Source organism: Candidatus Sulfurimonas marisnigri, assembly GCF_015265475.1.
Taxonomy (GTDB): Bacteria; Campylobacterota; Campylobacteria; order Campylobacterales; family Sulfurimonadaceae; genus Sulfurimonas; species Sulfurimonas marisnigri.
The window spans coordinates 40,717-65,788 of record NZ_CP054493.1 but is presented as its reverse complement, the minus strand read 5'-3'; the positions used below and the strand labels follow the sequence as shown (position 1 = coordinate 65,788).

General features: G+C 33.8%; 25 protein-coding genes and 1 tRNA gene. 17 read left to right on the top strand and 9 right to left on the bottom strand.

The genetic code is table 11. The annotated features are described in order from the left end of the window. Window positions 1-11 precede the first annotated feature (11 nt). Complete coding sequence (locus HUE87_RS00335) at window positions 12-212, top strand: (2Fe-2S)-binding protein (RefSeq protein ID WP_194366777.1); 201 nt, start codon at window positions 12-14, stop codon at window positions 210-212. A 78-nt stretch (window positions 213-290) separates the two neighbouring features. Here HUE87_RS00335 and HUE87_RS00330 read toward each other — a convergent pair whose 3' ends face one another. Next, the gene (locus HUE87_RS00330; protein ID WP_194366776.1) at window positions 291-437 is read right to left on the bottom strand and encodes a hypothetical protein; all 147 of its coding nucleotides are present in this window, start codon (window positions 435-437) and stop codon (window positions 291-293) included. A 125-nt stretch (window positions 438-562) separates the two neighbouring features. Between HUE87_RS00330 and HUE87_RS00325 the strand changes: the two genes are divergently transcribed. From HUE87_RS00325 to HUE87_RS00270, 12 genes are all read left to right on the top strand, one after another. Next, window positions 563-1,066 carry a 2'-5' RNA ligase family protein gene (locus HUE87_RS00325; protein ID WP_194366775.1) on the top strand — a complete coding sequence of 168 codons (504 nt, stop codon included), beginning with the start codon at window positions 563-565 and terminating at the stop codon, window positions 1,064-1,066. Beyond that, window positions 1,063-2,673 (top strand): Na/Pi cotransporter family protein, encoded by a 1,611-nt coding sequence (locus tag HUE87_RS00320; protein ID WP_194366774.1) that lies wholly within the window; start codon window positions 1,063-1,065, stop codon window positions 2,671-2,673. Before HUE87_RS00325 ends, HUE87_RS00320 begins: the two co-directional genes overlap by 4 nt. Window positions 2,674-2,748: 75 nt before the next feature. Then, window positions 2,749-3,015 (top strand): hypothetical protein, encoded by a 267-nt coding sequence (locus HUE87_RS00315; protein WP_194366773.1) that lies wholly within the window; start codon window positions 2,749-2,751, stop codon window positions 3,013-3,015. A gap of 56 nt (window positions 3,016-3,071) precedes the next feature. After that, entirely contained in the window at window positions 3,072-4,343 is a 1,272-nt protein-coding gene (locus HUE87_RS00310) for a TonB-dependent receptor (protein ID WP_194366772.1), read from the top strand. A gap of 60 nt (window positions 4,344-4,403) precedes the next feature. Then, window positions 4,404-5,279, top strand: a complete 876-nt coding sequence (locus tag HUE87_RS00305) for a metal ABC transporter substrate-binding protein (RefSeq protein WP_194366771.1) — start codon at window positions 4,404-4,406, stop codon at window positions 5,277-5,279. Next, complete coding sequence (locus HUE87_RS00300; RefSeq protein ID WP_194366770.1) at window positions 5,276-6,028, top strand: metal ABC transporter permease; 753 nt, start codon at window positions 5,276-5,278, stop codon at window positions 6,026-6,028. Before HUE87_RS00305 ends, HUE87_RS00300 begins: the two co-directional genes overlap by 4 nt. A 146-nt stretch (window positions 6,029-6,174) precedes the next feature. Further along, the gene (locus HUE87_RS00295) at window positions 6,175-7,503 is read left to right on the top strand and encodes a bacteriohemerythrin (protein WP_194366769.1); all 1,329 of its coding nucleotides are present in this window, start codon (window positions 6,175-6,177) and stop codon (window positions 7,501-7,503) included. Window positions 7,504-7,614: 111 nt separating this feature from the next. Continuing rightward, entirely contained in the window at window positions 7,615-7,932 is a 318-nt protein-coding gene (locus HUE87_RS00290) for a hypothetical protein (protein ID WP_194366768.1), read from the top strand. A gap of 5 nt (window positions 7,933-7,937) precedes the next feature. After that, window positions 7,938-8,264, top strand: a complete 327-nt coding sequence (locus HUE87_RS00285; RefSeq protein WP_194366767.1) for a DUF309 domain-containing protein — start codon at window positions 7,938-7,940, stop codon at window positions 8,262-8,264. Window positions 8,265-8,313: 49 nt separating this feature from the next. Continuing rightward, a complete protein-coding gene (locus HUE87_RS00280; protein WP_194366766.1) occupies window positions 8,314-9,069 on the top strand; it encodes a DUF481 domain-containing protein in 756 nt (251 codons plus the stop codon). A gap of 74 nt (window positions 9,070-9,143) precedes the next feature. Next, window positions 9,144-9,962 (top strand): mechanosensitive ion channel family protein, encoded by an 819-nt coding sequence (locus HUE87_RS00275; RefSeq protein WP_194366765.1) that lies wholly within the window; start codon window positions 9,144-9,146, stop codon window positions 9,960-9,962. An 8-nt stretch (window positions 9,963-9,970) separates the two neighbouring features. After that, complete coding sequence (locus HUE87_RS00270) at window positions 9,971-10,843, top strand: DUF481 domain-containing protein (protein WP_194366764.1); 873 nt, start codon at window positions 9,971-9,973, stop codon at window positions 10,841-10,843. Here the strand turns inward: HUE87_RS00270 and HUE87_RS00265 are convergent. Continuing rightward, complete coding sequence (locus tag HUE87_RS00265) at window positions 10,821-11,951, bottom strand: MFS transporter (protein WP_194366763.1); 1,131 nt, start codon at window positions 11,949-11,951, stop codon at window positions 10,821-10,823. The two genes, HUE87_RS00270 and HUE87_RS00265, sit on opposite strands and share 23 nt — an antisense overlap. A 229-nt stretch (window positions 11,952-12,180) precedes the next feature. Here HUE87_RS00265 and HUE87_RS00260 point away from each other — a divergent pair, with 229 nt between their 5' ends. The 3 genes from HUE87_RS00260 to HUE87_RS00250 are packed head-to-tail and all read left to right on the top strand — an operon-like array spanning window position 12,181 to window position 16,248. Continuing rightward, on the top strand, window positions 12,181-13,683 hold the full coding sequence (locus HUE87_RS00260; RefSeq protein ID WP_194366762.1) for a B12-binding domain-containing radical SAM protein: 1,503 nt from the start codon (window positions 12,181-12,183) through the stop codon (window positions 13,681-13,683). A 55-nt stretch (window positions 13,684-13,738) separates the two neighbouring features. After that, entirely contained in the window at window positions 13,739-14,335 is a 597-nt protein-coding gene (locus HUE87_RS00255; RefSeq protein WP_229855173.1) for a transglutaminase-like cysteine peptidase, read from the top strand. Then, on the top strand, window positions 14,332-16,248 hold the full coding sequence (locus tag HUE87_RS00250; protein WP_194366760.1) for a LapD/MoxY N-terminal periplasmic domain-containing protein: 1,917 nt from the start codon (window positions 14,332-14,334) through the stop codon (window positions 16,246-16,248). Before HUE87_RS00255 ends, HUE87_RS00250 begins: the two co-directional genes overlap by 4 nt. Here the strand turns inward: HUE87_RS00250 and HUE87_RS00245 are convergent. Together HUE87_RS00245 and HUE87_RS00240 are read right to left on the bottom strand one after the other, a co-directional pair. Next, window positions 16,245-16,700, bottom strand: coding sequence for a hypothetical protein (locus tag HUE87_RS00245; protein ID WP_194366759.1), 456 nt, complete (start codon window positions 16,698-16,700; stop codon window positions 16,245-16,247). The two genes, HUE87_RS00250 and HUE87_RS00245, sit on opposite strands and share 4 nt — an antisense overlap. A 96-nt stretch (window positions 16,701-16,796) precedes the next feature. Then, window positions 16,797-16,884, bottom strand: a tRNA-Ser gene (locus HUE87_RS00240). A gap of 82 nt (window positions 16,885-16,966) precedes the next feature. On the opposite strand from HUE87_RS00240, the gene HUE87_RS00235 reads away from it, so the two are divergent. Beyond that, the gene (locus HUE87_RS00235) at window positions 16,967-18,892 is read left to right on the top strand and encodes a DUF1538 domain-containing protein (RefSeq protein ID WP_194366758.1); all 1,926 of its coding nucleotides are present in this window, start codon (window positions 16,967-16,969) and stop codon (window positions 18,890-18,892) included. On the opposite strand, the gene HUE87_RS00230 is transcribed toward HUE87_RS00235, so the two are convergent. The 5 genes from HUE87_RS00230 to HUE87_RS00210 all read right to left on the bottom strand — a co-directional run bounded on the left by HUE87_RS00230 (window position 18,887) and on the right by HUE87_RS00210 (window position 25,044). Continuing rightward, window positions 18,887-19,537, bottom strand: a complete 651-nt coding sequence (locus HUE87_RS00230; protein ID WP_194366757.1) for a MerR family transcriptional regulator — start codon at window positions 19,535-19,537, stop codon at window positions 18,887-18,889. The genes HUE87_RS00235 and HUE87_RS00230 overlap by 6 nt on opposite strands. A gap of 12 nt (window positions 19,538-19,549) precedes the next feature. Beyond that, window positions 19,550-20,047, bottom strand: a complete 498-nt coding sequence (locus HUE87_RS00225; protein WP_194366756.1) for a YajQ family cyclic di-GMP-binding protein — start codon at window positions 20,045-20,047, stop codon at window positions 19,550-19,552. A 92-nt stretch (window positions 20,048-20,139) separates the two neighbouring features. Continuing rightward, window positions 20,140-20,844 carry a succinate dehydrogenase/fumarate reductase iron-sulfur subunit gene (locus HUE87_RS00220; protein WP_194366755.1) on the bottom strand — a complete coding sequence of 235 codons (705 nt, stop codon included), beginning with the start codon at window positions 20,842-20,844 and terminating at the stop codon, window positions 20,140-20,142. After that, complete coding sequence (locus HUE87_RS00215; protein ID WP_194366754.1) at window positions 20,834-22,441, bottom strand: FAD-dependent oxidoreductase; 1,608 nt, start codon at window positions 22,439-22,441, stop codon at window positions 20,834-20,836. Before HUE87_RS00215 ends, HUE87_RS00220 begins: the two co-directional genes overlap by 11 nt. Continuing rightward, complete coding sequence (locus HUE87_RS00210; RefSeq protein WP_194366753.1) at window positions 22,438-25,044, bottom strand: ABC transporter substrate-binding protein; 2,607 nt, start codon at window positions 25,042-25,044, stop codon at window positions 22,438-22,440. The genes HUE87_RS00215 and HUE87_RS00210 overlap by 4 nt, the downstream gene beginning before the upstream one ends. Window positions 25,045-25,072: the final 28 nt, after the last annotated feature.

Here is a 25,072-nt window from a genome sequence, read left to right as displayed (position 1 = left end):
GGAGAAAGATTATGTTAGTATGCGAATGTAATGAAATTGAATATGATGCTATTAAAGAGGCTGTTAAAAAACATGGTGATAACTTAGATGCTATTATGGAAGAGACTGACGCAGGAACCACGTGCGGATGTTGCCTTGAAGATGATTGTGATAAGGTAGAGTTACCTCTTCCGTTGGCTATAAAAAAAGCCTTGGAAGAACTAGCTAAGTAGTATACTTAGAATGGCGAGAAATCGTCATTCTAGAGTTGTAACTCAACTCTCTATTTCCATACCAAATATTAAAATATGTTACTTCTTTTTCTTAGACTCTTTCTCTAACCTATCTTTTTTCTTGAACCCCTTAACATCTTTTTTAACATCTTGTTTTAGCTCTTTTTTTAACATAGCTTTCAACTCTTTTTTTACGATTTTCTTGACTTGTTTCTTATCTAACATTGTATATCCTTTAAATATAATTTCATTATGATAGTTCACTATAGCTTAAAGTAAACTATGTTATTTAATATTTTATTTTGCAATTTATAAATAATTTTAAACTCCACTATGATATACTCAATGCTATGAACCGTATATTTTTAGCTCTAAAAGCGCAACTTAATGACTATGACGCACTTAAATCTGATTTTTCGGAAATTATAAAAGGACGTTGGGTGGATAGTGAAAACCTACATGTAACGGTGTGTTTTTTTGGCAATACATATGGTGTAAATGAACTGCTTAAAAGATTGCCAGAAGTTATTGAAGAGATTGAACCTTTAGAGCTTACATCTTTAGGATACTTTTCTCACAACAACATTCTTTATGCCACAACTACAAGCCCTAAACTTGAGAAACTTAACTCTTGCATTTGCTCTTCCTTTTCACTGCCTCAAATAAAACCATATATTTTACATGTAACATTGATGCGAATAAAAGAGATGAAAGATAAAAAAGCTTTCAATGATATGCTTAGTAAGTATGAAGGGAAGAGTATTGGAACGATTGAGACTACTATGCAACTCATGGATAGCAATCTCTCTTCAGACGGTGCAAAATATAAGTGTATAAAGAGATTTAAACTATGAGTATAAACTTCTTGATAGAAAATTATGAATCTGTTCTTCAAGCTATAGGAGGGTTGGGACTCTTACTATTGGGTATAGTTGTTATGACTGATAGTCTGAGAATTTTGGCTGGTGCTGCGATGCGTTCAGCACTGATGCGTTTTACACACTCTCCTCTTAGCGGTGCGCTTACTGGTTCAATTACAACTACAATTCTGCAATCTTCAAGCGCTACAACTGCTGCTGCCGTTGGCTTTGTTGGAGCCGGTCTGATTACTTATTCTGAATCACTTGGTATAATTTTTGGTGCAAATATCGGTTCAACAGTTACAGGATGGATTGTTGTGCTACTGGGTTTTAAACTAAATCTAAGCAGCATAATGATGTTATTTGTCTTCATTGGAGTACTGCTACGTCTTTTTGCAAAAAAACGTCTGGCAACTTTTGGATATGCACTAGCTGGCTTCTCACTAATTTTTATTGGTATAGCAACGATGCAGCAAGGTATGAGTGGTTTTACAAACCTTATTACTCCTGAACAACTCCCATCGGACACATTTATTGGACGACTGCAACTTATTAGTATTGGAATAATTTTCACAATTATAACTCAAGCTTCAAGCGCCGGTGTAGCAGTAGCGCTAAGTGCTCTTTTTGCTGGAACAATCAACTTTGAACAAGCTGCAGCACTAGTAATAGGGATGGATGTTGGGACTACGGTGACAGCAGCTCTTGCTACAATTGGACAATCTATAGAGGCTCGCCGTACCGGGTTTTCACATGTCATTTATAATATTTTAACGGCTGTTGGTGCTGTATTTTTAATTACACCTTTTACAATGGTAATTGGGAACTTTTTTCCAACTGCAATCAGCGAAAATGCAGAAATCTCACTTGTTGCTTTTCATACTACTTTTAATATATTAGGACTAATGATTATTTTACCATTTACCAACAATTTTGCTTCTCTTATGACTAAACTTATTCCAGAAAAAAAATCACTATACACAAATACTTTAGACACTCAGCTACTTGAACAACCAAGCATGGCATTAACCGCTGTCCAAAACACTGTTTATACAGAAATAATAGCACTCTTAAGCCATATAAATGCAATATTGGGTGATACACAGAGTAAAAGAGCTGATTTAGTACAACTCCAAAAAGCTCTTGATAAAACACATACCTATATTGATAAAATCTCGCTAGAAAGTGAGTCTGGGGTACAGTGGGAAAGGCTGGTGGCGATGATACATACTCTAGATCATATGCAAAGACTACATGAGAGATGTGAAGAGGAAGAGAATCGAGCAAAAACACTTAGATATAACAAGCACTTTACTAAAGAGCGTGAGATCATAACATTGGCAATTAAATCAATCATAGAAACTATGATGTCGCAGCAGTGGCATAAAATGAGTAAACAGGCACAAATGAGTAAGTCAGCACTTTACAAACAGCTAAAGCCATACAGGAGAATGATTGTAGCAAAAATAGCACGAGGAGAGATAGATGTACAAGAGGGCACAGATTACCTAGAAGGTGTTCGATGGCTTAAGCGGGTAAGTTGGCATATTTTACGTATATCATTCCACTATGAAGAGGCTCTACTGGTAGCTGGAAAGTAAAATTTAACCAAAGTATTATAAAACTAGAAAAATTATGTAATTATCATTTAAACATCCACCCACTATAATAAACTTATGAAAATTAGAGTTATTTTATCAATACTTTTTGTTATTGCAACAACATTTAGTGTAATACACGAGATTGAGCACATTATGCATGCTGATGGTTATACATGTGAAGTGTGCATAGTTGATAACCATTCAGTTTCAGCAGATATTATCAGTAAAACTCAATATACAGAGATTTTCCACTTTGAAAAGATTTCACAAAACAATCTAGTTTCAACTCTACATGTAAGAACAAACCATAACCAAAGCCGCGCACCTCCTCTCACTTCTTAACTACCCAAAAATAAAATAAAAAACTTTACAAAAATACAATCTTAGTTAGGATAATTATGAAAAAAATATTACTATTGAGTGCACTTTGTGCAACATTTATGTACGCAGATGTAGCAGTTTTACTGCCAGAAGAAAAAAGAACTTTTAACCAATCAAAGTATATTCCAGATATTTCAGCCGTGGTTGATTTCTCTTACGTAGACAACAGTGTAAATAATGATGAAATCGGGCATTTAGGACTTCCGGGAATTGCCCATGGACTTTTAGGCGAACACAAAGACGGGGATAAAACCGACTCTACTTACAATGCAAAAGAGGGATTCAACCTAAATTACGTTGAGTTGATTCTCTCTAGCAATGCCGACCCTTTCTTTAGTGTAGACGCTGTTTTGCATTTTAGCCAATACGGCGTAGATATAGAAGAAGCCTACTTTACGAGTACAGCTCTTGGTAATGGGCTCAGAGCCAGAGGCGGAAAACTTCTATCAAATTTCGGATACCAAAACGCACAACACCATCACTATTGGGATTTTGGGGATATGCCGCTAGTTTTTGAATCATTTTTAGGTACACACGGCATAAATGAGCTCGGTGCTCAGCTTCAATGGACTGCTCCAACACCTTTTTATCTTATGGCAGGTTTAGAGGTGCTTCAAGGTGAAAATGAAAAAATGTTCGGGAACGAATCATACAAAGATGCAGATGGTGAAGCAATTATACAAGGAGCTTCCGCACCATCTTTATACGTCGGATATTTAAAAACATCTTTTGATTTTGACTATACAACTGTTTTTGCCGGAGTATCTTATGCACAAGGTGATTCATTATTAAACCACAGCGATGACGATGTTCCTAATGTATTTAGCGGAGAGAGTAGGCTTTATGGAGCAGACTTGGTAGTTCTGCACTCTTTTGATTCATACAGCTCTATCAAGTGGCAAAGCGAATGGTTAAGCAGAGAGATGGATGGTGTTCAATACGATGTAAATTCTACAAGCATAACCGGAACTTTAAACATAGAAAAAAGACAAAGCGGACTATACAGCCAGCTAGTTTATACTCACGACAGAAATTGGAAATTTGGTATCAGATATGATACAATCTATCAAAACGATATCAAAGAAGACGGTGCAGATATAAATGAAGTAAACAACTTTCATAAATACTCTGCCATGGTAGAATACCATCCTAGTGAGTTTAGTCGCTTTAGACTTCAGTACAATAAAAATGATGCAATGTATAATGAAGATGGAAACAAACAAAGCATTAATACAATAATGCTTCAGGCAAATATAGCTATTGGTGCCCACTCGGCTCACTCTTTCTAATAAATTTATGGCACTCAAAGTGTCATAAATCGTTACTATTTTAAATGAAAAGAAGATTTTATGAATAAACTTTTATTGCTACTTGTTTTACCGCTATCACTCTTTGCCAACCTAAACATAGCTGTTACTTATCCATTTATTGGTGCTTTGACAAAAATCGTTGGCGGGGAGCACGTAAGTACGGTTGTTCTTTCAAGAGGAAACTGGGATCCGCACTTTATCATACCTCGCCCTTCTCTTATAACAAAAGTGAGAAACGCCGATGCTCTTATAATGAATGGAGGGCAGCTAGAGATTGGCTGGTTGCCACCTCTTTTGAATCGTGCCGGAAACCAAAAGACACAGCCGGGTACTCCAACTTTTTTAAATCTTTCTCACCATGTAGAGCTCATAAATAAACCAAATGAGGTTGACAGAAAAAATGGCGATATCCATCCTGATGGAAATCCGCACTTTCATCTTGACCCGAACAATACTCTTATCTTGGCAGATACTATAAAAAAGTTTTTAGTAGATATAGACACACAACATAAAGAAGCTTACGAGAAGAATTATGACGACTTTTACAAGATGTGGAACCAGAAAATAAAACTTTGGAGTCAAAAAATGGCTGAAAAAAAGGGTATAAAAGTTGTGCAGTTTCACGATAATCTAGCATATTTCAATAAAGCGTACGGACTTGTAAATATTGGCACTATCGAGCCATTACCTGGAATTCCTCCATCTTCTAGACACACCATAAAGATAATAGAACTGATAAAAAAAGAAAAACCTTATGCTATCTTTCATGATGTTTATCATACAACAAAAACTGCTGATTTTATAAGTGAAAAGAGTGGCACAAAAGTGATATTAATGCCTCATGATATTGGGGCACTAGAGACTATAGAGGATTTAACATCCCTGTTTGATTATCTGACATGTGCTATAAAATGATAGATATACTACTAACTCCTATTGCACTTGTTATCATCTTGGTAATGATGCACTCCTGGTTTGGAATTGGAATTTTAAAAAGAGGTATTATATTTACAGACTTGGCAATAGCGCAATTTGCAGCACTTGGTTCTGCTATAAGTTTGGGCTATTTTCATGAAGAATATTTTTACATTCTTACCTTATCCTTTGCACTTTTGAGTGCTTTTTTAATTGCTATCGCTTCTCAAAGAGAGATAAAACTAGAGGCTTTTATTGGTCTATTATATGTATTGGGCGCGAGTGGAATATTAATGGTTCTCTCACACTCGGCAGAGGGGATGGAGCACTTCAAGTCTTTACTTGCCAGTGATATTCTCTTTACTGCTCCTATAGATGTTTTAAAAAGTGGTGTCATATATGCCTTAATCGCATTGGCAATTTGGAAAATATTACCCAAAACAAACGGTTTCGTTAGAGAATTACTGTTTTTTTCCCTGTTGGCTCTAACAGTAACATCGTCAGTGCAGTTAGCCGGCGTGTTAGTCGTGTTTGTCCTTTTAATTGCCCCTGCGTTTGTTGCTCTGTCTCTTGAACTTAAAAAACCACTTCTTTTTAGTTTTTACTTTGGATGGTTTTTTAGCACTGTTGCCATTATAGTTTCGTACTATTTTGATTTACCGACTGGATACACCATAGTTTTTTTGGGTGCTCTTCTCAGCTCATCTATAGTTTTATTTAGTTCCAAGAAAAACTTAGAACAAAACTAGATATTTTATTGTATTATTATATATTAAAATAAGATGATAATTATTATAAAGTATTGAAGCTTCCGAACAATTATCGAATTAGACCCGGAATCAAGTTCAGGGTGACGGGCAGTTTATCGTTTTATTTACCAAAAGGGAGTTTTGCTATGGAGTCATTTCACTGGGATAAGTACTATTTAACTGACTTAGAAACAGTTGACGAGCAACACAAAAAGCTTGTAGATATTATTAATGAATATGGAAGTTTGCTCTCTGAGGACAAGTTAAATACAGTAAGCATTGAGAAAGTCTTTAAAGATTTGTTTGACTACACTCTCTACCATTTTGAAGAAGAAGAGCAGTTAATGAAAACTATGAATGTTGATGAACGTCACATTTACAGTCATATCAAAAATCATGAATATTTTTTGGATGAAATCACCAGAATGCATGAGAGTCTATTGACGGATAGTACTAGCATATCAGATGAGTTATTAGATTTTTTGGTTCATTGGCTCGCCTATCATATTCTTGGAAAAGATCAAAATATGGCAAGGCAAATTAAAAAAATTGAAGCCGGAGAAACTCCAGAAGAAGCTTTTGAAGAGGATATTGCAGAGGGGAATAATGCTAGAGAAGCGCTACTATTTTCATTAAATACTTTGTTTAACCAGGTTTCTGATAGAAACAGAAAGTTAGTACGATTAAATATGTCCTTAGAGAAAAAAGTTTTAGAGCGCACAAAAGAGTTACAAGAGGCGAATGAGCAAAAAGATATTTTGCTTTTCCAACAATCAAAGATGGCATCAATGGGTGAGATGATAGGAAACATTACACACCAGTGGAGACAACCTATATCAATTATATCCATGTGGGCAAATAATATAATAGTAGATATCGACATGGAAAATGTTAAGAGTGATGAATTAAGAGTATATGCTGAGAATATCAACGAACAAACGCAATATCTATCTCATACAATAGATGATTTTAGAAACTTTTTTATTCCAAATAAAAATAAGTCTACTTTTACACTAAGAAGCAGTGTAGACAAGACAATGTCTCTCCTAAAGGATTTATTTAAAACACACAATATAGAACTAATAGAGAATATAGAAGAGATAGAGATAACCGCTTTAGAGAATGAACTAACTCAAGCCATACTCAATATTTTAAAAAATGCGAAAGATGTACTAGTTTCACGGCTACAAGGAACTAGAAAACTAATTTTTATAGATATTTACAAAGAGAACAACAGAGCTTTCATAGAGATAAAAGATAACGGTGGTGGAATTAAGGATAATATAATAGATAAAGTGTTTGACTCATATTTTACAACTAAAGCTAAGTCACACGGGACAGGGATAGGTTTACATATGACAGAGTCTATAATTAATAATCATCTAAATGGGGAGATATCTGTTTCAAACGAAGAGTATAAGTATGAAGATGTTGACTGCAAGGGTGCTAAGTTTAGTATAAATTTTCCGATTTAATCTATTTCAAAAAGAGCAATTCAAGAGAATTAAATTATGATATTTTTGAGATATTACAACAAAGGATATCTTTTAATACAAAACTAAATATTTTCATATATAATTTACATTATGAAATATCCGAATGAATGGACTCAAAAAGAGTTTTTACAAAACAAAGAAAGGCTTGAAGCTGATGGGGTTAAGGTTATCCTTGTTGACACTATCCTCTCTCCTATTGAAAAAGCTGACACCTTTGTATACAATCCATTTTTATTAAGTCAAGAGGCTGAGGGAACTGTCTTTGTATTTTACTGTGATAGCGGTAAAGCTACACTAAATAGACTTCAAGAGTATAAGGAGAAGTTTCCTCTGCACCACTGTATATCGCTAAAAGGCGGTAGAGGTTACTGGCGAAAAAATATGATGGTTTTACCAGACAATGAGTAGATAATATGACAACTATAAAACATAAAGAACTTTTAGAAAAATTTATACACCAACTTGATGAAAATAAATTTTACGATGCCCATGAAAGCTTAGAAGAAATATGGTTTCCCCGAAGATTTGAAGGGAGCGACGAAGTAAAACTTTTAAAAGGTTTTATAAATGCTGCAGTTTGTTTTGAGCTTATAAAAAAAGGTAGAAAAGCTTCAAGTGAAAAGGTTTGGAAAAATTACTTGAAGTATAAACCTCTATTGCATACCCTCGACTCTGAATATACAAAAGAGTATAACACTATTGTTCTATATGTAGAAAAGATAAAAGCAAGTTACATCTAAATAACCTTATTGTATAATTCCAAAAAATATTTAAATAGGCGCTAAAACAATGAAACTACTCTTATTAATTACTATTATTACAACACAATATCTATTTGCAATAGTCTCAATTGCTCCTGTTGAAATAGGTAACAAATCTGGTTTTTCCACAAATGTTGAGATAGGTCTTGAAACAAAACGTGGTAATACAGAAAAGGACAACTATAAAGCCTCTGCAAGGCTCTCTTATGACAACAACACTAGCTGTGTAGTGTGGGCAGAGGTGTCTGGAGAGTACGGAAAATCAAATGATGTTAAAGACACAAACAAAGCTTTTACCCATATTAGATATATACACTCATTAACAACCGATGAAAATTTAAGATATGAGCTATTTGCTCAATTTGAAAATGATGATTTCAGGCGAATAAACAGCAGGGTTCTAGGTGGTGCGGGACTAAGATACAGAGTATTTAATAGCATTCAAAACGGTAAAGGTTTTTTTGGGCTTGGTCTCTTCAACGAAGATATAAAATATACCAACCCACTAATTGATCCATCAGAAAACAATACAAGATTAAATTCATACCTTGCTTACAGTGTTGACTTTTCTACTAACTCAACCTTTTCATGTTCAATATACTATCAACCTAAAGTCAATGACTTTAGCGACTATATACAAACTAACAAACTTGAGTTAAAAGTAAATATATATAAAGAGCTATTTTTAAAATTCAATGTAATATGGGATGTAGATACTAACCCTCCTGTAAGCGTAAAGAAGTCTGATTTTACTCAAACAACCTCTTTCGTATTAAATTTTTAACTATATAAAAAAAATTAATTTAATTTTATATAATCACTTGATATTCTTATTGAAATAAAAAGGAGAAAACTCAGATGGATTTTTCTAAATACACAGATATAATTACACAATATGTAAGCGAATACTCGCTGAAAATAGTAGCAGCACTACTTATCTTTTTCATAGGTAAGATTATAATTAAAAAGTTAACTGCTCTACTAAAACACCTTATGATAAACGCAAAAATAGATAAAACACTTGTAGAGTTTTTAGAGTCTGTTATATATTTCATTTTATTGCTTATTGTAATTTTTTCATCCCTAAACGCTGTAGGCATTAATACAACATCTTTCCTTGCTATATTTGGTGCAGCCGGTCTAGCTGTAGGCTTAGCTCTAAAAGACTCACTCTCAAATATAGGAGCTGCTGTATTAATTATAATATTCCGTCCATTTAAAGTTGGAGATACAATACAAGCCGGCGGAGCAATTGGTACAGTAAAGGATATAAACCTATTTTCAACAATCATCGAGCCAATAGATAAAAGTATTGTAATAGTTCCTAACTCATCTATTATTAGTGGAAATATTACAAACTTCTCACAAAGAGAACAACGTCGGGTTGATCACGTTTTTGGAATCGGCTACGGTGATGATTTAAAACTTGCAAAAGAGACTCTAATGGAGATTATAAATGCAGACGAGAGATCTTTAAAAGAGCCTGCACCACTTGTTGCTGTAAGCGAGTTGGGTGAGAGCAGTATAAATTTTACATTTCGTGTATGGGTTAAAACAGATGATTATTGGAATGTTTATTTTGACATGTTAGAAAAAGTAAAACTAACATTCGATGAAAAAGGCATCTCTATCCCTTATCCTCAAATGGATATTCACACAGATAAAACTCAACCATAAGGAAAAACATGAAAAAAATCATATTAAGCACACTAGCTATAAGCTCATTAGCTATGGCAATGGATGAAGCACAGATAAAACTAGATATTACAGATACAAAGGCAAAAATAAAAGAGCTAAACGCTAATCTAAAGCAACTAAAAGCTCAGTTGCCAAAAAAAGACAGCGAATTCATGACACATACTGAACTTGGGTATATTACCACTTCTGGGAATACAAATACAGAGACGTTTAACCTTGATGCAAAAGTTAAAAAGAACTGGGGCTCACATGTAGTAACTTTATCTGCTCTTATGCAATACGGGACTGAGAGCGAGATTGAAAATAAAAATAGAGTTGTAGTGGAGCTTGAATACGATTATGATATTACAGATAGATTATCTTTTGGCTACTTAGTTGGTTATAAAGATGATAAATTTTCTGGTTTTGACTATCAATTATATACTGGTCCTGGTGCTAAGTATAAAGCTATAAAAACAGCTACTCAGAAGCTTAGCTTAGAGGGGAATATTCTTTATGCTCTTGATAGTATTCAAGATACATATAAAGATGGTCTGGGTAATGTCGTTAGTTACCCATTCCCTGCTGGAAGCATTAACCAAAATGATGGAGTTAATAACTCTTATGCATCATATAGAGCTAAAGCTATATATAATTGGCAGGCTCTGGAAAACCTGAAATTTAATCAAGAGCTTAGCTATAGATCAGAGTTCTCTGATTCACAAAACTATTTTGCCTACTCAAAAACTTCATTTTCTAGTAAAGTATCAGATATATTTTCTGCTGGTGTAAGTCTGCAGGCAGATTATGTAAATAAGCCGGCAGTAGGTAAAACTAGCACAGATAGAACTATTACTTTTAATCTAATTGCGGACTACTAGTAGAAGATAATTTTTTTATACTCACTCCCCATAGATATAAAAATAAAGTTGCCATTAGTGCGATGAAAGTCGCACTTAAAAATAGATACTTCGGATATAACTCGTACACATATCCAGCAATCAAAGCCCCCATAAAAGCCCCAGCTCCATAAGTGATTCCTGAGAAAAACTGTTGTGCCAAAGACTTATGTTTATAGAGATAGTAGAGGTAACTGATTGCTGCTGAGTGAAACAGTGCAAAACTAAGAGCATGCATTGCCTGCGCAAAGAAAAGAACTATTAAATTTTGAGGAAACAAAAATAGTAATAACCATCTGATAGCAGTTGCGAAAGTGGTGATTTGAAGTATTAGGAGCAAATTATTTCGCAGAAGTTTCCCTTGAAAAAATAGCATAAATATCTCGGCTACAACACCAAAACTCCAAAGATATATGGTCATATCTAAGCTGACTCCGTAGTCTGTCTCATATATAGTAAAAAAGTTGTAAAAAGAGCCAAAGCTAACCTGCATAAGAGTTAAACCCGCCCAGAGCTTCCAATCTGCGAGGATATCTATATCGTTTTGTACAACTTCTGTTTTATCAAGTATTCCTTGCGCATTTTTTGCAATAATAAAAGCTATGATAGCAGTTATAAAAGTCAAAGCTAAGAGATAGTTAAGTGCTACTTCTCCGGAACTTAAAAACTTTACTAACACTAACGCCACTAAAACAAAACCGACTGAACCAAACAGTCTGATTTTTCCATATCTCTCTTTACCTATATGCTTTAGTGATATCAGTTCTATATATGGAAGCACTAAACTAAGTCCTATTCCCAATCCTATATTTGAAAATAGCAATTTATAGAAGCTATCTAATGAAAAGTAAAATGAGAGTGAACTTAAAAACATTATAATAAGGGCCATTTTAAAAATATTTATAGTTAATTTCAAACCTTTTATAAAAGCAAAAGGAACTAAAAAACGAACTAATGGTCCTGCCGCGAAAATTATACCTATCTCGCTGGCAGAGTATCCAGCCATAGCTAATACTTTTGGCATAAAGATTATATAAACACCAATGATGGAAAAATAGAAGAAATAAAAAGTTGCTAGAAGTGTTGACATAGTTATCCTCTTTGGTTAGGATGAAATTATAACAGAATGTTAGAAAATGTGCAGGCATTTACCCATTATTAACTTATAGCCAATACAATTAGGAATCTCAATTATGTTTCTCCCCTTTTCATAATTGGATTTAAAAAATTTATAAATTTGTTAGAACTGTCTAAGCCTTTTCCTCCCCTTTTTTGGCTTAGACAAACACTACCTAAAAACCTCCACTGCAGAGGAAATCATGAAAAAAATCATTCTTACAACATTAAACTCAAGATTCACCCATACATCAATAGCTTTAAGATACTTATATGCAAACCTTCAAGAGCTACAAGAGAGCACTGCTATAATTGAGTTTAGCATTAATGACGCTATACAAACTGTCGCTGAAAAATTACTTATCCACAATCCAGATATTATAGGAATAGGTGTTTATATCTGGAATGTCGCGCAAGTCAATGAACTTATACATGTAGTAAAAAAAGTATCTCCTGGTACAAAAATAGTTTTAGGTGGTCCTGAAGTTTCACATGAGCCTTTTCGTGTAAATATGGATTTAGCAGACTTTATCATTCAAGGAGAAGGTGACTTAGCATTTTATGAGCTTTGCAGAGATATCTTAAAAGACAAACCATCTTCAAATAGAGTTATAAAAGCTGTAATGCCATCTCTTAAAAACTTAGCACTTCCATATGAATTTTACACTGACGATGATATTAAAAATCGCTATATTTATGTAGAAGCTTCAAGAGGTTGCCCTTTTGAGTGTGAATTTTGCCTCTCATCTATGGATGAAAAAGTAAGAGCTTTTAATTTAGATGAACTTTTAAAGGAGTTTGAACTGCTTTGGCAAAGAGGAGCACGCAATTTTAAGTTCATAGACAGGACTTTTAATTTAAATATGAAAACCGCAAATAGATTTTTGGACTTTTTTTTACTAAAAGAGTCTCCTTACTTTGCTCACTTCGAGGTTATTCCTGATCATTTTCCGGACTCTATAAAAGAAAAAATAACACAATTCCCACATGCTGCACTGCAACTGGAGATAGGTATACAAACACTTAATCTTGATATAGCAAAGAATATCTCAAGACCCCTGAAACTAGATAAAATTAAAACCAATATAAAATTTTTAGAGGATGAAACAGATGCGCATATCCATCTAGACCTCATAGTTGGGCTTCCTGGAGAATCACTAGAGAGCTTTGGTAAGAATCTAGATGAGTTAGTAAGTTTAAGTAGTTGCGAAATACAAATAGGGATACTTAAAAAACTTTCCGGAACCTACATAAACAGACACGACATTGAGCATGGAATGGTATACAGCGATATCCCACCATATGACATTTTGAAAAACAGTGAACTAAGTTTTAATGATATCCAGGTTATGAAAAGATTTTCAAGATTTTGGGATTTGACATATAATAGTGGGAATTTTAAAGAGAGTGTTAAACTAATCTGGCAAGATAAAAGTGTTTATGAGAATTTTTACAACTTTAATATGTGGATATACAAGCAGACTGATTCCACATACAAAATCTCACTAACTAGGCTGGGAGAACTCCTCTTTATATATCTATGTGAGGTGAAAAAACTAGAGCAAGAGCATATTGCCCATATAATGCTTAGTGATATGATGAAACTAAAAGGTAGAGCAATTCCAAGTTATCTAAAAGCATACTCTAATAACTTTGCAACACAATCAAAAGATGGAACATCAGGTTTCAATAAAAGACAGCAATAGTCTTAGAAATTTTTAGATATAATCACTTATGTTTAAACTAAGAGTGCTTATATTATTGTCACTATTACTTGTAAATACCAGCTTTTCAGATGAAGATTATGTGAACAAACCTCTTCTAGATGAGATAACACAAAAGTATAAAATATTTGCAAAAAAAAGATTTCACTTTCTTCAGGAAACTCTTAATTCTGTAAAAGATAAAAGTGATTTGGAAAAGTTAGAAGCGGTTAACACATTTTTCAATGATGTCAGATATTCATCTGATATTAAAATCTACAAAATGAGAGATTATTGGGCTACCCCTTGGGAATTTTTAGGTAAAGACATGGGAGATTGTGAAGACTACGTAATCAGTAAATACTTCGCTCTTAAATATTTAGGCATTGACTATAAAAAACTTTTTTTTACGTATGTTCGTTCTACAAAATTTAAAGAACCTCATATGGTTTTAACCTACTTTGAAACACCCAGAAGTGAACCACTTATTTTAGATAATAACAACCATAAAATATTTTCGGCATCAAAGAGAAAGGATTTAACTCCAATCTACAACTTCAATGGTGATGTACTTAATCAAATAGGTAAAGATAGTAAAAAATCTCATAAAAAATGGGATCAACTAAAGCTCAATATGCAAAGGAAAAAAATATGACACTCTTTAAACAGATAGCCTTAATACTATCGCTCTTTTTACTCATTATTTTAACAACAGTTTTAATATTAAACTTTCAAAGTGCCAATAAAGGTGTTCAAGATAGGCTTTACGAGGATGCTAAAAATACAGCTACCTCGCTTAGTCTTTCACTTGGAAGCGCAAATGGCGATTTGTCTATGATGTCAACTATGATTAATGCAAACTTTGATAGCGGAAACTATCGTAATATAACCCTTATTGACGTTGACAATATTACCCTCTATGATAGAACAATCGAAGGTGATATAACAGCAATTCCCAAATGGTTTTTCAAAGCCACAAAAATTGAAGCACCTATTGCATCTGCCAATGTTTCAGCTGGCTGGAGTCAGGTTGGAATACTAAAAGTTCAGAGCGATGCGACATACGCCTACAAGCAACTTTATGCAATTTTAATAGACCTTCTTATATCTTTTGGTGTAATTGCCTTGCTTGGTCTAATTATCATAAATTTACTGATACATGCAATTTTAAAGCCTTTAAAAGAGGTGCAAAAGCAAGCCTCTGCCATTATGCGCAATGAATTTATCATACAAGGCGAAATCCCATACACAAAAGAGTTTAAAGATGTTGTTCTTGGTATGAATAACATGGTATCAAAAGTAAAAGCTATGTTTGACAAAGGTAATGAAGAGCTGAAAATGCATAAAGAGCTAGAATATATAGATCAAAACACTGCTCTTAAAAATCGTCAATATCTTATAGATAGACTCCCAGAATATCTGAAAATCGACGCAAGTTCAAAAGGTGGCATAAATATTATAGTAGCTTTAAGCGGGATGATAGAGGCAAATGAGAAACTTGGTCATCAAGACGTAGATAAACTTTTTATAGAGATTGCAAATATATTAAGAAGTAGCTCAAAAATATTTAAAAATTCTATTGTTGCTAGAATTAATGGAACAGAATTTTCTCTACTCTTACCTGATTGCACGAATGAGGAAGGTTTAGAGCTAGCAAAGAATATATATGACTATGTTACAAAAATAATTAAAGATTGCGGATTAAACAAAGATGAGACATTTATCTCTCTTGGGCTATATGCATATATCCATACAGATACTATTGCTCAACTATTTTCAAACTCTGATAATGCACTTGCCCAGGCAAAATTTAACAAAAACAATATTCATTTAGTGAAAACAGAAAACACAAATGAAGTCATGGGTAAAGAAGCATGGAAGAAGATTATTAATCAAGCACTATTTAAAAATAGGTTCAGCTTTGTATCTTGGTCTGTAATAAACACTAAAGCTAAAAAACTTGAACATCACGTTCTTAGCATAAACCTTACATTAGATAAAAGCACATCTTATAGCTATGCTCAATTTATGGCACCAGCAATACAAGCTGGACTGAGTAGTAATATATATACTAATGTTGTAAGTATGCTCTTTAAAACTCCAACTATGATTTCAAGTTCTTCTACTTATTCACTTAGACTGCCGTACGAATATCTAGACATGAAAGAAACATATGAAGAGATACGAGAACTTCTTAAGAATAAAGCACTACCATTTAAATTAATAATTGAAATGCCAGATAAGCTGGTTCGTAAAGACTCTCAACATATAAAGTTGTATAAAGATTTGTTTCAAAAATATGATATTGAGATTGGTATATTTGAATTTATTGGCGAGAGTGATGATTATCAATATTTGCAAGAGTTAAGACCTGCGTATATAAAAGCTGAAAGTAGTTATTTTATGTCCCAAAGTGCTCAATCACTCTCAGCTCTTAGACTTATTACCGACAGCATAAGCATATCCCTCATAGCTGTTGGTGTTGTAGATATAGAAACTGTAGATGCGCTAGAGAAGAAAGGTATACATATAATACAAGGGTTAGCAACGGAGCTGATTGAGGTTTAAACTCTTCTGGAGTTTAAACCTTTTGTCATAGCTTCATTTATATCCTCTTTATAGTCAGGATTTAGACTTACAAGTGCTTTTTCAAATTTAAGGATAATATCTTTATCTGCATTTCTATGTCTACAAAGCGTAAATAAAATATCAAAATAGGCGTCAAAATCAGGATGTGCTCTTATACCTAACTTAGTATGTACTGTTCCATGATATTTTATAACAATATCAAGTGCCTGCCCTAGAGTTTGAGTAGAAGATTTTTTGTCTTTTATGATTGCCATTAAAGACTTTAAGTCTGTAGGCATTAATTCTTGCTTTAAAGGCTCTGAAGAAGACTCAACTCTCTCTTCTTCTTTTTTCTTTTTCTCTTCATTTGGGATAAAAAACAGTAAGAATACTAAAAATGCCAGAATCGCTACTAATCCCATTATAGACTCTATAATTAATTCTGTTTCCATTAATGCTACTTTTTATTATTACTTTTCATCTATTATATCTGACTATCTATAAAAAAATTATTACTCTGAAGTTTTGCTAAAAGATTTTAATAAGAATGGTGGACAGCTAGGGATTCGAACCCTAGATAGGTTGCCCTATACCCGCGTTCCAGGCGAGCGCCTTCGACCACTCGGCCAGCTATCCATTTTGTGTATGGAATTTTACCTTTAAAAATCTTAATTTATGGTTTTAAATGATAAAATCACATAAATAAAAAAGGGTGTACATGCTTAACATAGGTTCATTTTTAAAGCTTTTAAAAGAATCATTTAGAGATTTATTACCAATAATAATGGTAATTATATTTTTTCAACTAGCAATTATACAAACTGTTCCAGAAAACTGGCTTAGTACAACAATCGGTTTAGCGATTGTTGGTGTTGGTCTTGCTGTGTTTCTTCTTGGTCTTGAGATTGGGATATTTCCCGTTGGAGAAGGTTTAGCAACAGAATTTGCTCATAAGGGTTCCACATTTTGGATAGTACTATTTGCATTTATGGTTGGTTTTGGTACAACTATCGCAGAGCCTGCTCTTCTTGTTATTGCTGATAAAGCAGCATCTATAAGTAGTGGCAGAATTGATGCTACTGTACTTAGGCTTGTTGTTGCTTTTTCTGTTGGTTTTGCTATAGTGATTGGCGTTTGGAGGATTATAAAGGGTCATCCAATACACTACTATATAATTGCTGGTTACATTATGGTTATAGCAGCAACAGGCTTTTCTCCAAAAGAGATAGTTGGTCTTGCATTTGACCTTGGTGGAGTTACAACTTCAACTGTAACGGTTCCTCTTGTCGCAGCTCTAGGTATTGGACTTGCATCTACTATTAAAGGGAGAAATCCTGTTCTTGATGGTTTTGGTCTTATCGCTTTTGCCTCACTTACCCCTATGATATTTGTTCAATTTTATGGGATTTATGTATATGAGTTTGTAGATGTTACAACAACAATATCACCAATAGTAGTGCATACTGCAGAAACTGCTGCTGCTTTTGATTTTAATCTAATAACACTGTTAAAAGGTATTCTTAGTGTTGCTTTTGATGTTATACCTATATTGGCAGTAATTTTATTTTTTCAATATCTTATTATTAAAAAACCTATTGATAATTTTAAAGAAGTTATGATTGGATTTGGGCTTGTTATTATTGGCCTTGATGCTTTTATTATTGGTTTAGAAATGGGATTATTTAGCCTTGGTGAGACTATGGCTATGCAACTTACTCAAAATGACAGCACTGCTATCATTTATGTTTTTGCCTTTGCTATTGGTTTTTCTACAACCATGGCTGAGCCATCTCTAACAGCAATTGCAAGAAAAGCTAAAGAGATAAGTGATGGTAAAATAAATGACTTTGTTCTTCGCCTTTTTGTTGCTCTTGGTGTTGGAATCGGTATCTCTTTAGGGTCTTATCGTATAGTAGTTGGCGGAGAAATTGTTTACTATATTATGTCTGGATATATCTTTGTTATCGCTCTTACTTTTATGGCACCTAAATATATTGTTCCTATTGCTTATGACAGCGGTGGAGTTACAACATCAACAGTAACTGTTCCTTTGGTTGCAGCACTGGGGCTTGGTCTTGCTACAAATATTCCAGGTCGCGACCCTCTTATTGATGGTTTTGGTCTTATAGCTTTTGCATCGCTATTTCCTATGATTACCGTAATGGCATATGGTATTATTACCGAGAAAATGGGTGTTAAAGGTCAACACGAGCTCGAAGAGATGCACCTTGATGAACTTCAACATGCTCTAGAACATGCAGAAGATATGGGGCTATCAACTGTCAGTGTGCATGGAACAGGTAAAAGACACTCATATAAAATTCAATTTTCTGCAGTACATATAGTTGTTCCCAGAGAATTAGAAGATAAAGCTTTAATATCTGCTAGAGATGCAGGTGCTAGAGGTGTAACAATAATGAAAGCTCATGGAATGGGTCTTGAGGAAATGGATAACTTCTATAACAGACTCAATAGTGAAGTCTCTGATTCAAATCTAATGTTCATAACACCAACCAAAAATGTTGCTCAAATCATTAAAAAAGTTATAAAGGATTTAGATATTACAGGGGGAGGAGAAGGGATAGCCTACTCATATCCAATAACTCATCTAAAAGGTTTAACTCTGAAGATGAGTGATTTATAGCGATAAATCGCTATAGTCATACTTTTCTAAGTCAACATAGTATTTTTTCCCTATAGTAATAATCCTTGTGTCAACTTCTGCTTGTTTTTTAAACTTCTCTTTTATCTTTGAAACTTTCTTCTTTGAAAAATCTTTACTTTTTAAATATTTACCAAGAGATACAAGTCTATTTACACTTTCAGTTGCAGGCTCATCAAACTCTTCTATTTCAGCCTCAACTAGCTCTTCTAGAGCTTCATCAGGTGCACCAAGCATAAACTTTGATGAAATTGCATTTAGTATGTTTTTAAGCTGTTCATCTTTATCTTTGTAAATCTGCTCAATTTTTTCTCTCTCAGCGATGAGCATTTGCTCTTTTTGATCTCTTAAGTTTTTTGTTTCACCCTCAAGAGTCTCTATTTTTTGTTGTAGCTTGGCATTTTGATCTTCTAAAAGTTTATAATACCTGTCATCTACTTTAGGTGCTACCTTTTGATTGTTCATTCTTCTTGTTGGTGTCTTAACGCTGTCATCACCGTCCATTAAAACAAGCTTCACCCCGTTTTCAACTTCACTTTGAAGAGAACCTCTTCTTATTCGGTTATGAATAGCCTCTTTTGACACACCAAGTTTTTCAGCAGCATCCGCGATAGTTAACTTTGACATATAATACCTTTCTTATCTCATATTTTCAAAAACTAGTGGAGCTTCCCACTCTTGTGACCGAATCTCTGCTATAACTTTTTGTAAATCATCTAGTTTTGCACCTTTTACACGTATTGAATCACCCTCTATCTGAGCGTTTACTTTGAGTTTCATTTTTTTTATCTCAGCAGTTATTTTTTTAGCTTCTTTAGACTCTATGTAATCAACAACTTTAAATGTAACTTTTCTATTATTACCGCTAGAATCTTCCACTTTAAGTTCTTCTAAGACCTTAGAGCTTAGCCCCTGCTTTAAAAACTTTGCTATTACAATATCTTTTAGAGCATCTAGCTTATTGTCACTAGATGCTATTAAAACTAATGTCTTAGCTTGTTCGTTATAGTTTACTTCATAAGCAGTTCCCTTAAAATCATAACGATTCGCAACCTCTTTATCAACCATATTTATAGCATTCTTAAAATTTTGCATATCTATCTTTGCACTTATATCAAACGAATATTCTTTTGCCATTTTTATTCCTTAATTTTATTTCACACCCTCAAGGGACACCTGTTTTATAACAATTTAGTAAATTATAACATATTTGAAGTTTGTTAGTTGTTCTAAAAAGTTGGACTTCCATCAAACGAGCCACCAAATCCACCAAAACTTCCAAAATTTGGGTCCATATGCCCTGATATTGCACTTTTAGCTCGAAGCTTCTCTATATCTGCCTTGCTTGAAATATCCTGTGGGCACACAATTGTGCACTCATTGCACAAAGTGCAGTCCCAAACGCCGTTAGTTTGAATAGTATCTATTTTATCTTTAGTGTTATCTTCTCTCTTGTCACTAACATATCTCCAGACTCTTGTTAGGGAAAATGGTCCTAAAAATTCACTATTAACGGTATAAACAGGACAAGCGCTGTAACATGCACCACATAAAATACAATCACTCTGGACTTCATTTATCTTCTCGTCTTCTTGAGTAACTGAAATATTTTTAGCAGGCGAACTCTGCCAAGCCTTCGCTTTTGCATTAAACTTATAAGCCTTGCTCATATCCACTACAAGGTCACGAATAATAGGAACATTCTTTAGTGGTTCTACCAAATCACCATCTTGAACTTTATAGGCACAAGCTAAGACCTCTTTGCCATTAACTCTCATAGCACAACTTCCACATACACTGCTTCTACAGCCGCTTGCATATACTAACGATGCGTCTTGATTTATTTTAATCTCATTCAAAGCCTCGAGCAAAGTTGCATCTTCTAAATCAAACTCATACTGAGTAAGCTTCTCTCTTTGAATATTAATTTTCATAACTAACCCTTCCGCTTTCATCTACTATACTATGTGCCTTAAATATTGCATCATTCTCACTTGGTGCATCTACTCTAAAGTGAGCACCACGGCTCTCACCTCTTGCAATTGCACTGAGCAGTACCGTTTCACAAAGCTCAAGCATATTTTTGAATTCTAAAAACTCTACTAAATTATTGTTGTATATTTTTGATTTGTCATCAACTCCCATTAACGGCAAGTCATCTTTGATTTTATATATTTCATCCAAAGCGAAAATCAACTCTTTTTTATCTCTTTTTATCCCTACATTTTTATAAAAAATATCTCCGATAAGTTTATGTTTTTCATAAAAACTAACTCTACATGTACAGTTTCTTATCTTATCCAAAACTTCACTCTCAACCTCTACATGTAAAGATATGTTCTCATCTTTTTTGACATTTTTCGCATACTTTGATGCATTATTCCCAGCTTGCCTTCCAAATACTATCAACTCTAAAAGTGAGTTTCCGCCAAGCCTATTTGCTCCATGAACCTTATGGTTTGCACACTCGCCCACTGCAAAAAGACCCATCACATTTGTCATTGATTCTGAGTCTACTTCTATTCCGCCCATTGTGTAATGAGCAACAGGCTTAATGGGAATTAAATCACTAACCGGATCAATATTTTCATAAAGTATTGCAAGCTTTCTCTCTTGTGGAAGTTCCTCGTCTATAAACGCTTCACCAAGATGGCGAATATCTAAAAATACATCCTCACCTTTTTGCATCTCATCATATATTGCACGGGCTACTTCATCGCGAGGCAGTAACTCATTTGTAAATCTCTCACCAATAGAGTTTAAAAGATAACCACCTGCACCTCTAGCACTCTCAGAAATAAGTATAGATGAGTTTTTAAGTGCTGTTGGATGGAACTGAATAAACTCCATATCACTAAGTCTTGCTCCTGCTCGTAGTGCTGAGGCTATTCCATCTCCAGTTGAGCTTGATGAGTTTGTTGTATGCTTATGAAAAATCTTACTATAACCACCGGTTGCAACTATAACACTAGGAGCTTCATAAATCTCAACTTCACCACTTCGTTTATTTAAAACACTAACACCGCAAACAGAAACTTTGTTTTCACTTTTGTTTGTTATAAACTCTAAAAGATACCTCTCATCTAAAATCTCGATACCAAGAGATAGACATCTATCGTAGAGTGTATGAAGGATTTTCAATCCTGTATAGTCTTGTGCGTAGCATGCGCGCGCTGCAGATGCACCCCCTAGAGTTCTTTGAGCTATTTTGCTATCTTTTGTTCTGCTAAACGGTACACCAATACTATCTAGCCACTCTACAGCTCCTATAGCCTCTTCGCATAAAAACTTTACGGCGCTCTCTTGTGCTAATCCATGAGCTGCTTTTAGTGTATTTTTTATATGCGCTTCAACACTGTCTTCACCTGCATTTGACAAAGCTGCATTTATACCACCCTGAGCCATACATGTTTGACTTCTTGTTGGGTACTCTTTAGTTAAAACTATTACTTTAGCTCCACTTTCATGAGCGTTTATAGCTGAGACTAAACCAGCACCGCCTGCTCCTATTATAACTACATCACTCCTCATAACTCATCCTCCGTCATTATTCTTTCTTTTGCTTGCATCTCAATAATAAAAACTGCACCAACTTCACTGTTTTTAGCATATATTTTTCCATTATGATGTTCTTTTATAATACTTTTAGACATATAAAGACCAAGTCCTGTCCCATTTTTATCAAGCTTTGTAGAAAAATAAGGTTCAAATATATTCTCAATTATATCCTCGCTAATCCCGCCTGCATTATCACTAATCTCCAAAATAACTTTTGTTTTATCATCGTAAGTTTTTATAAAAATCTCAGGATTATCTATTTCTTTTTGTACAAGCTGCTCCTTCGCATTTCCTAAAATATTTAAAACAACTTGTATAAACTCATTTTCATGTAACTCTACCTCTTTTTTTGAATTTAAATCCATCATAACTGCTATGCCACAAGAGGCTAAATTTTCTTTTAAAAATTCATGTGCTTTTATTACTGCAGCTTCCATATGCATCAATCTTACTTTTGCACTGGGTTTGTAAAAGTCTCTGAAATCTGAAATAATATTACTTAGATTTAGAGCATGAGAGTCTATCTTTTTTAATTTTTCACTAAAAAACTCTAAAAATTCTTCTCTTTGTTTCTCATCTTTTAAATCATACTTTTCTAATTCAATTGCCATTAGCATTGATATATTAAGTGCAGATATTGAACCAAGCGGCTGTTTCCACTGGTGAGCTATCATACTTATAATCTCACCCATTTGAGTTAAACGAGACCTATGAAGCATATAAGTATCTTTTTTTTGTATCTCACTTACTGCGTCACTTACTTTTGATTCTAGTGTTTTGTTTAACTCTAACAACTCATCTTGCAATAGTTTAAGCTCTTTATTTCTTTTGCTTAAAGTATGGTGCCTGTGGTAAAATATCAAGACAGATAGAATGATAAAAATTATAATCTCTGTTAAATATTTAAATTCTATCTTGTTTGTATAGCTTAGTTGTACCCAGCTACTTACAGATTTTTGTAAGTCAGATTTTCTTAAATTTTTGGAGACTTTATCATATATGCTAAAAAGCACTTTATCATCATTTCTTAGGGCAAAACCAATTTCTACGTTATCCTCAAGTTGAGTATTTATCTTCAAATTTGGTTTGTTCATTTTTTGTAAATAATAGGCAGAACGCGTCATAATATCTATATGTCCGTAGTAATCTCCTCTATTAACACCAGATAATCCATGCTCAACAGAATCAACCATTACAAATTTTATATGTGGATACTTTTGTCTCAATGTTTCTGCACATGATCTTCCTTTTACAACAGAAAATTCTTTATTTTTAATGGAGGTAAAATCTAAAATATAATTTGTTGATTCTTTGGTAATAATGGCCAATTTTTCAGTGTAGTATGGGGATGTAAAATGAAGGTGTTTCTCTCTAGATTTTGACTTACTCATTATAGGCACTAAATCACACTCTTTATTTTTCACACTTTCAAAAGTTTCCTTACAAGTCTTAGTTTCAATAAGCTTGTGCTGTATATTTGTAATATTTTGTGATAATCTTAAAATATCTGCACCTATCCCAATAAACTCTCCATCTTCTATAGCGCTGTATGGCAAAGATGATGGTGCTACACAAATACGAATAACTTTTTTTTCTTTTAGATATTTTTGTTCATCTACTGATAAATAAACATCTCCATCAGTAAATAACAGGTTGTCTATGTTGGCATTACCATTCGTAAAACCTAGCACCTTATAGACATCTAAAATTCTTTCTACTTTTGCTTTATTTATATCACCAAGAGCTTTATCGTTTGCGTAAGCCAATTTTTTTAGTTCTAAAGCCTCAAACATTAGTGCATCTTTTGTTTTATTTTGTGAGTTGTATTTATTGTAAATAATATCTACAGTTTCAGTAATATTAGTAAATGCATACTTCCATCCTTTTAGAGATGCATCTTTAAATTTTTGTACTCTTTTTGGATTATTTAATACCTCTTTTTTAGTTGTATAAAGAATGTCACTGTAAAAATCAAACCCTTTCTCTTTTGGGGAAAAAATTTTATAAGGGATTCCTCTTTTTTTGAGCAAATATGGCTCGTTGGAGATGTACCCAGCGTATAAGTCAACTCTTCCATCGATTAGCTCTTCAATATCATATGTATGGTCTTTTGTCTTTATACTGTTCTCATCTGTATATCCAGAGTGCAACATGGCATGAACAGACGCTGTATCTAAATCTTGATCTCTAAGCATAACTGTTTGGTCTTTAAAATCTTTTATGCTGTTTATATCTGATGACTTTAGAGCGATAAGAACATAAGGGGATGACTGAAATGTGGCAGAGAGTAAACTAATTTGTTTTTTGTTAGAGTATTCCCATATAAGACTAGAACTGCCAATACCGAAGGTTGATCTACCACTTAGAACTTCATCAAGCGTATCCGTCGAAGGTGTCATTTTGTTAATCTGAACATCTAGTCCGACCTCTTTGTAAAACCCTTTCTCTTTTGCTATATAGTATCCGGCGAATTGAAACTGATCGAACCACTGAAGCTGCAATGATACTTTATCTAGTGCATGAACTGATGTGCCAAGAGATAAAATAAGAGATAGTAGAATAAAAATATACTTCATAATATAACCATTAGTTTAATTGTTTTAG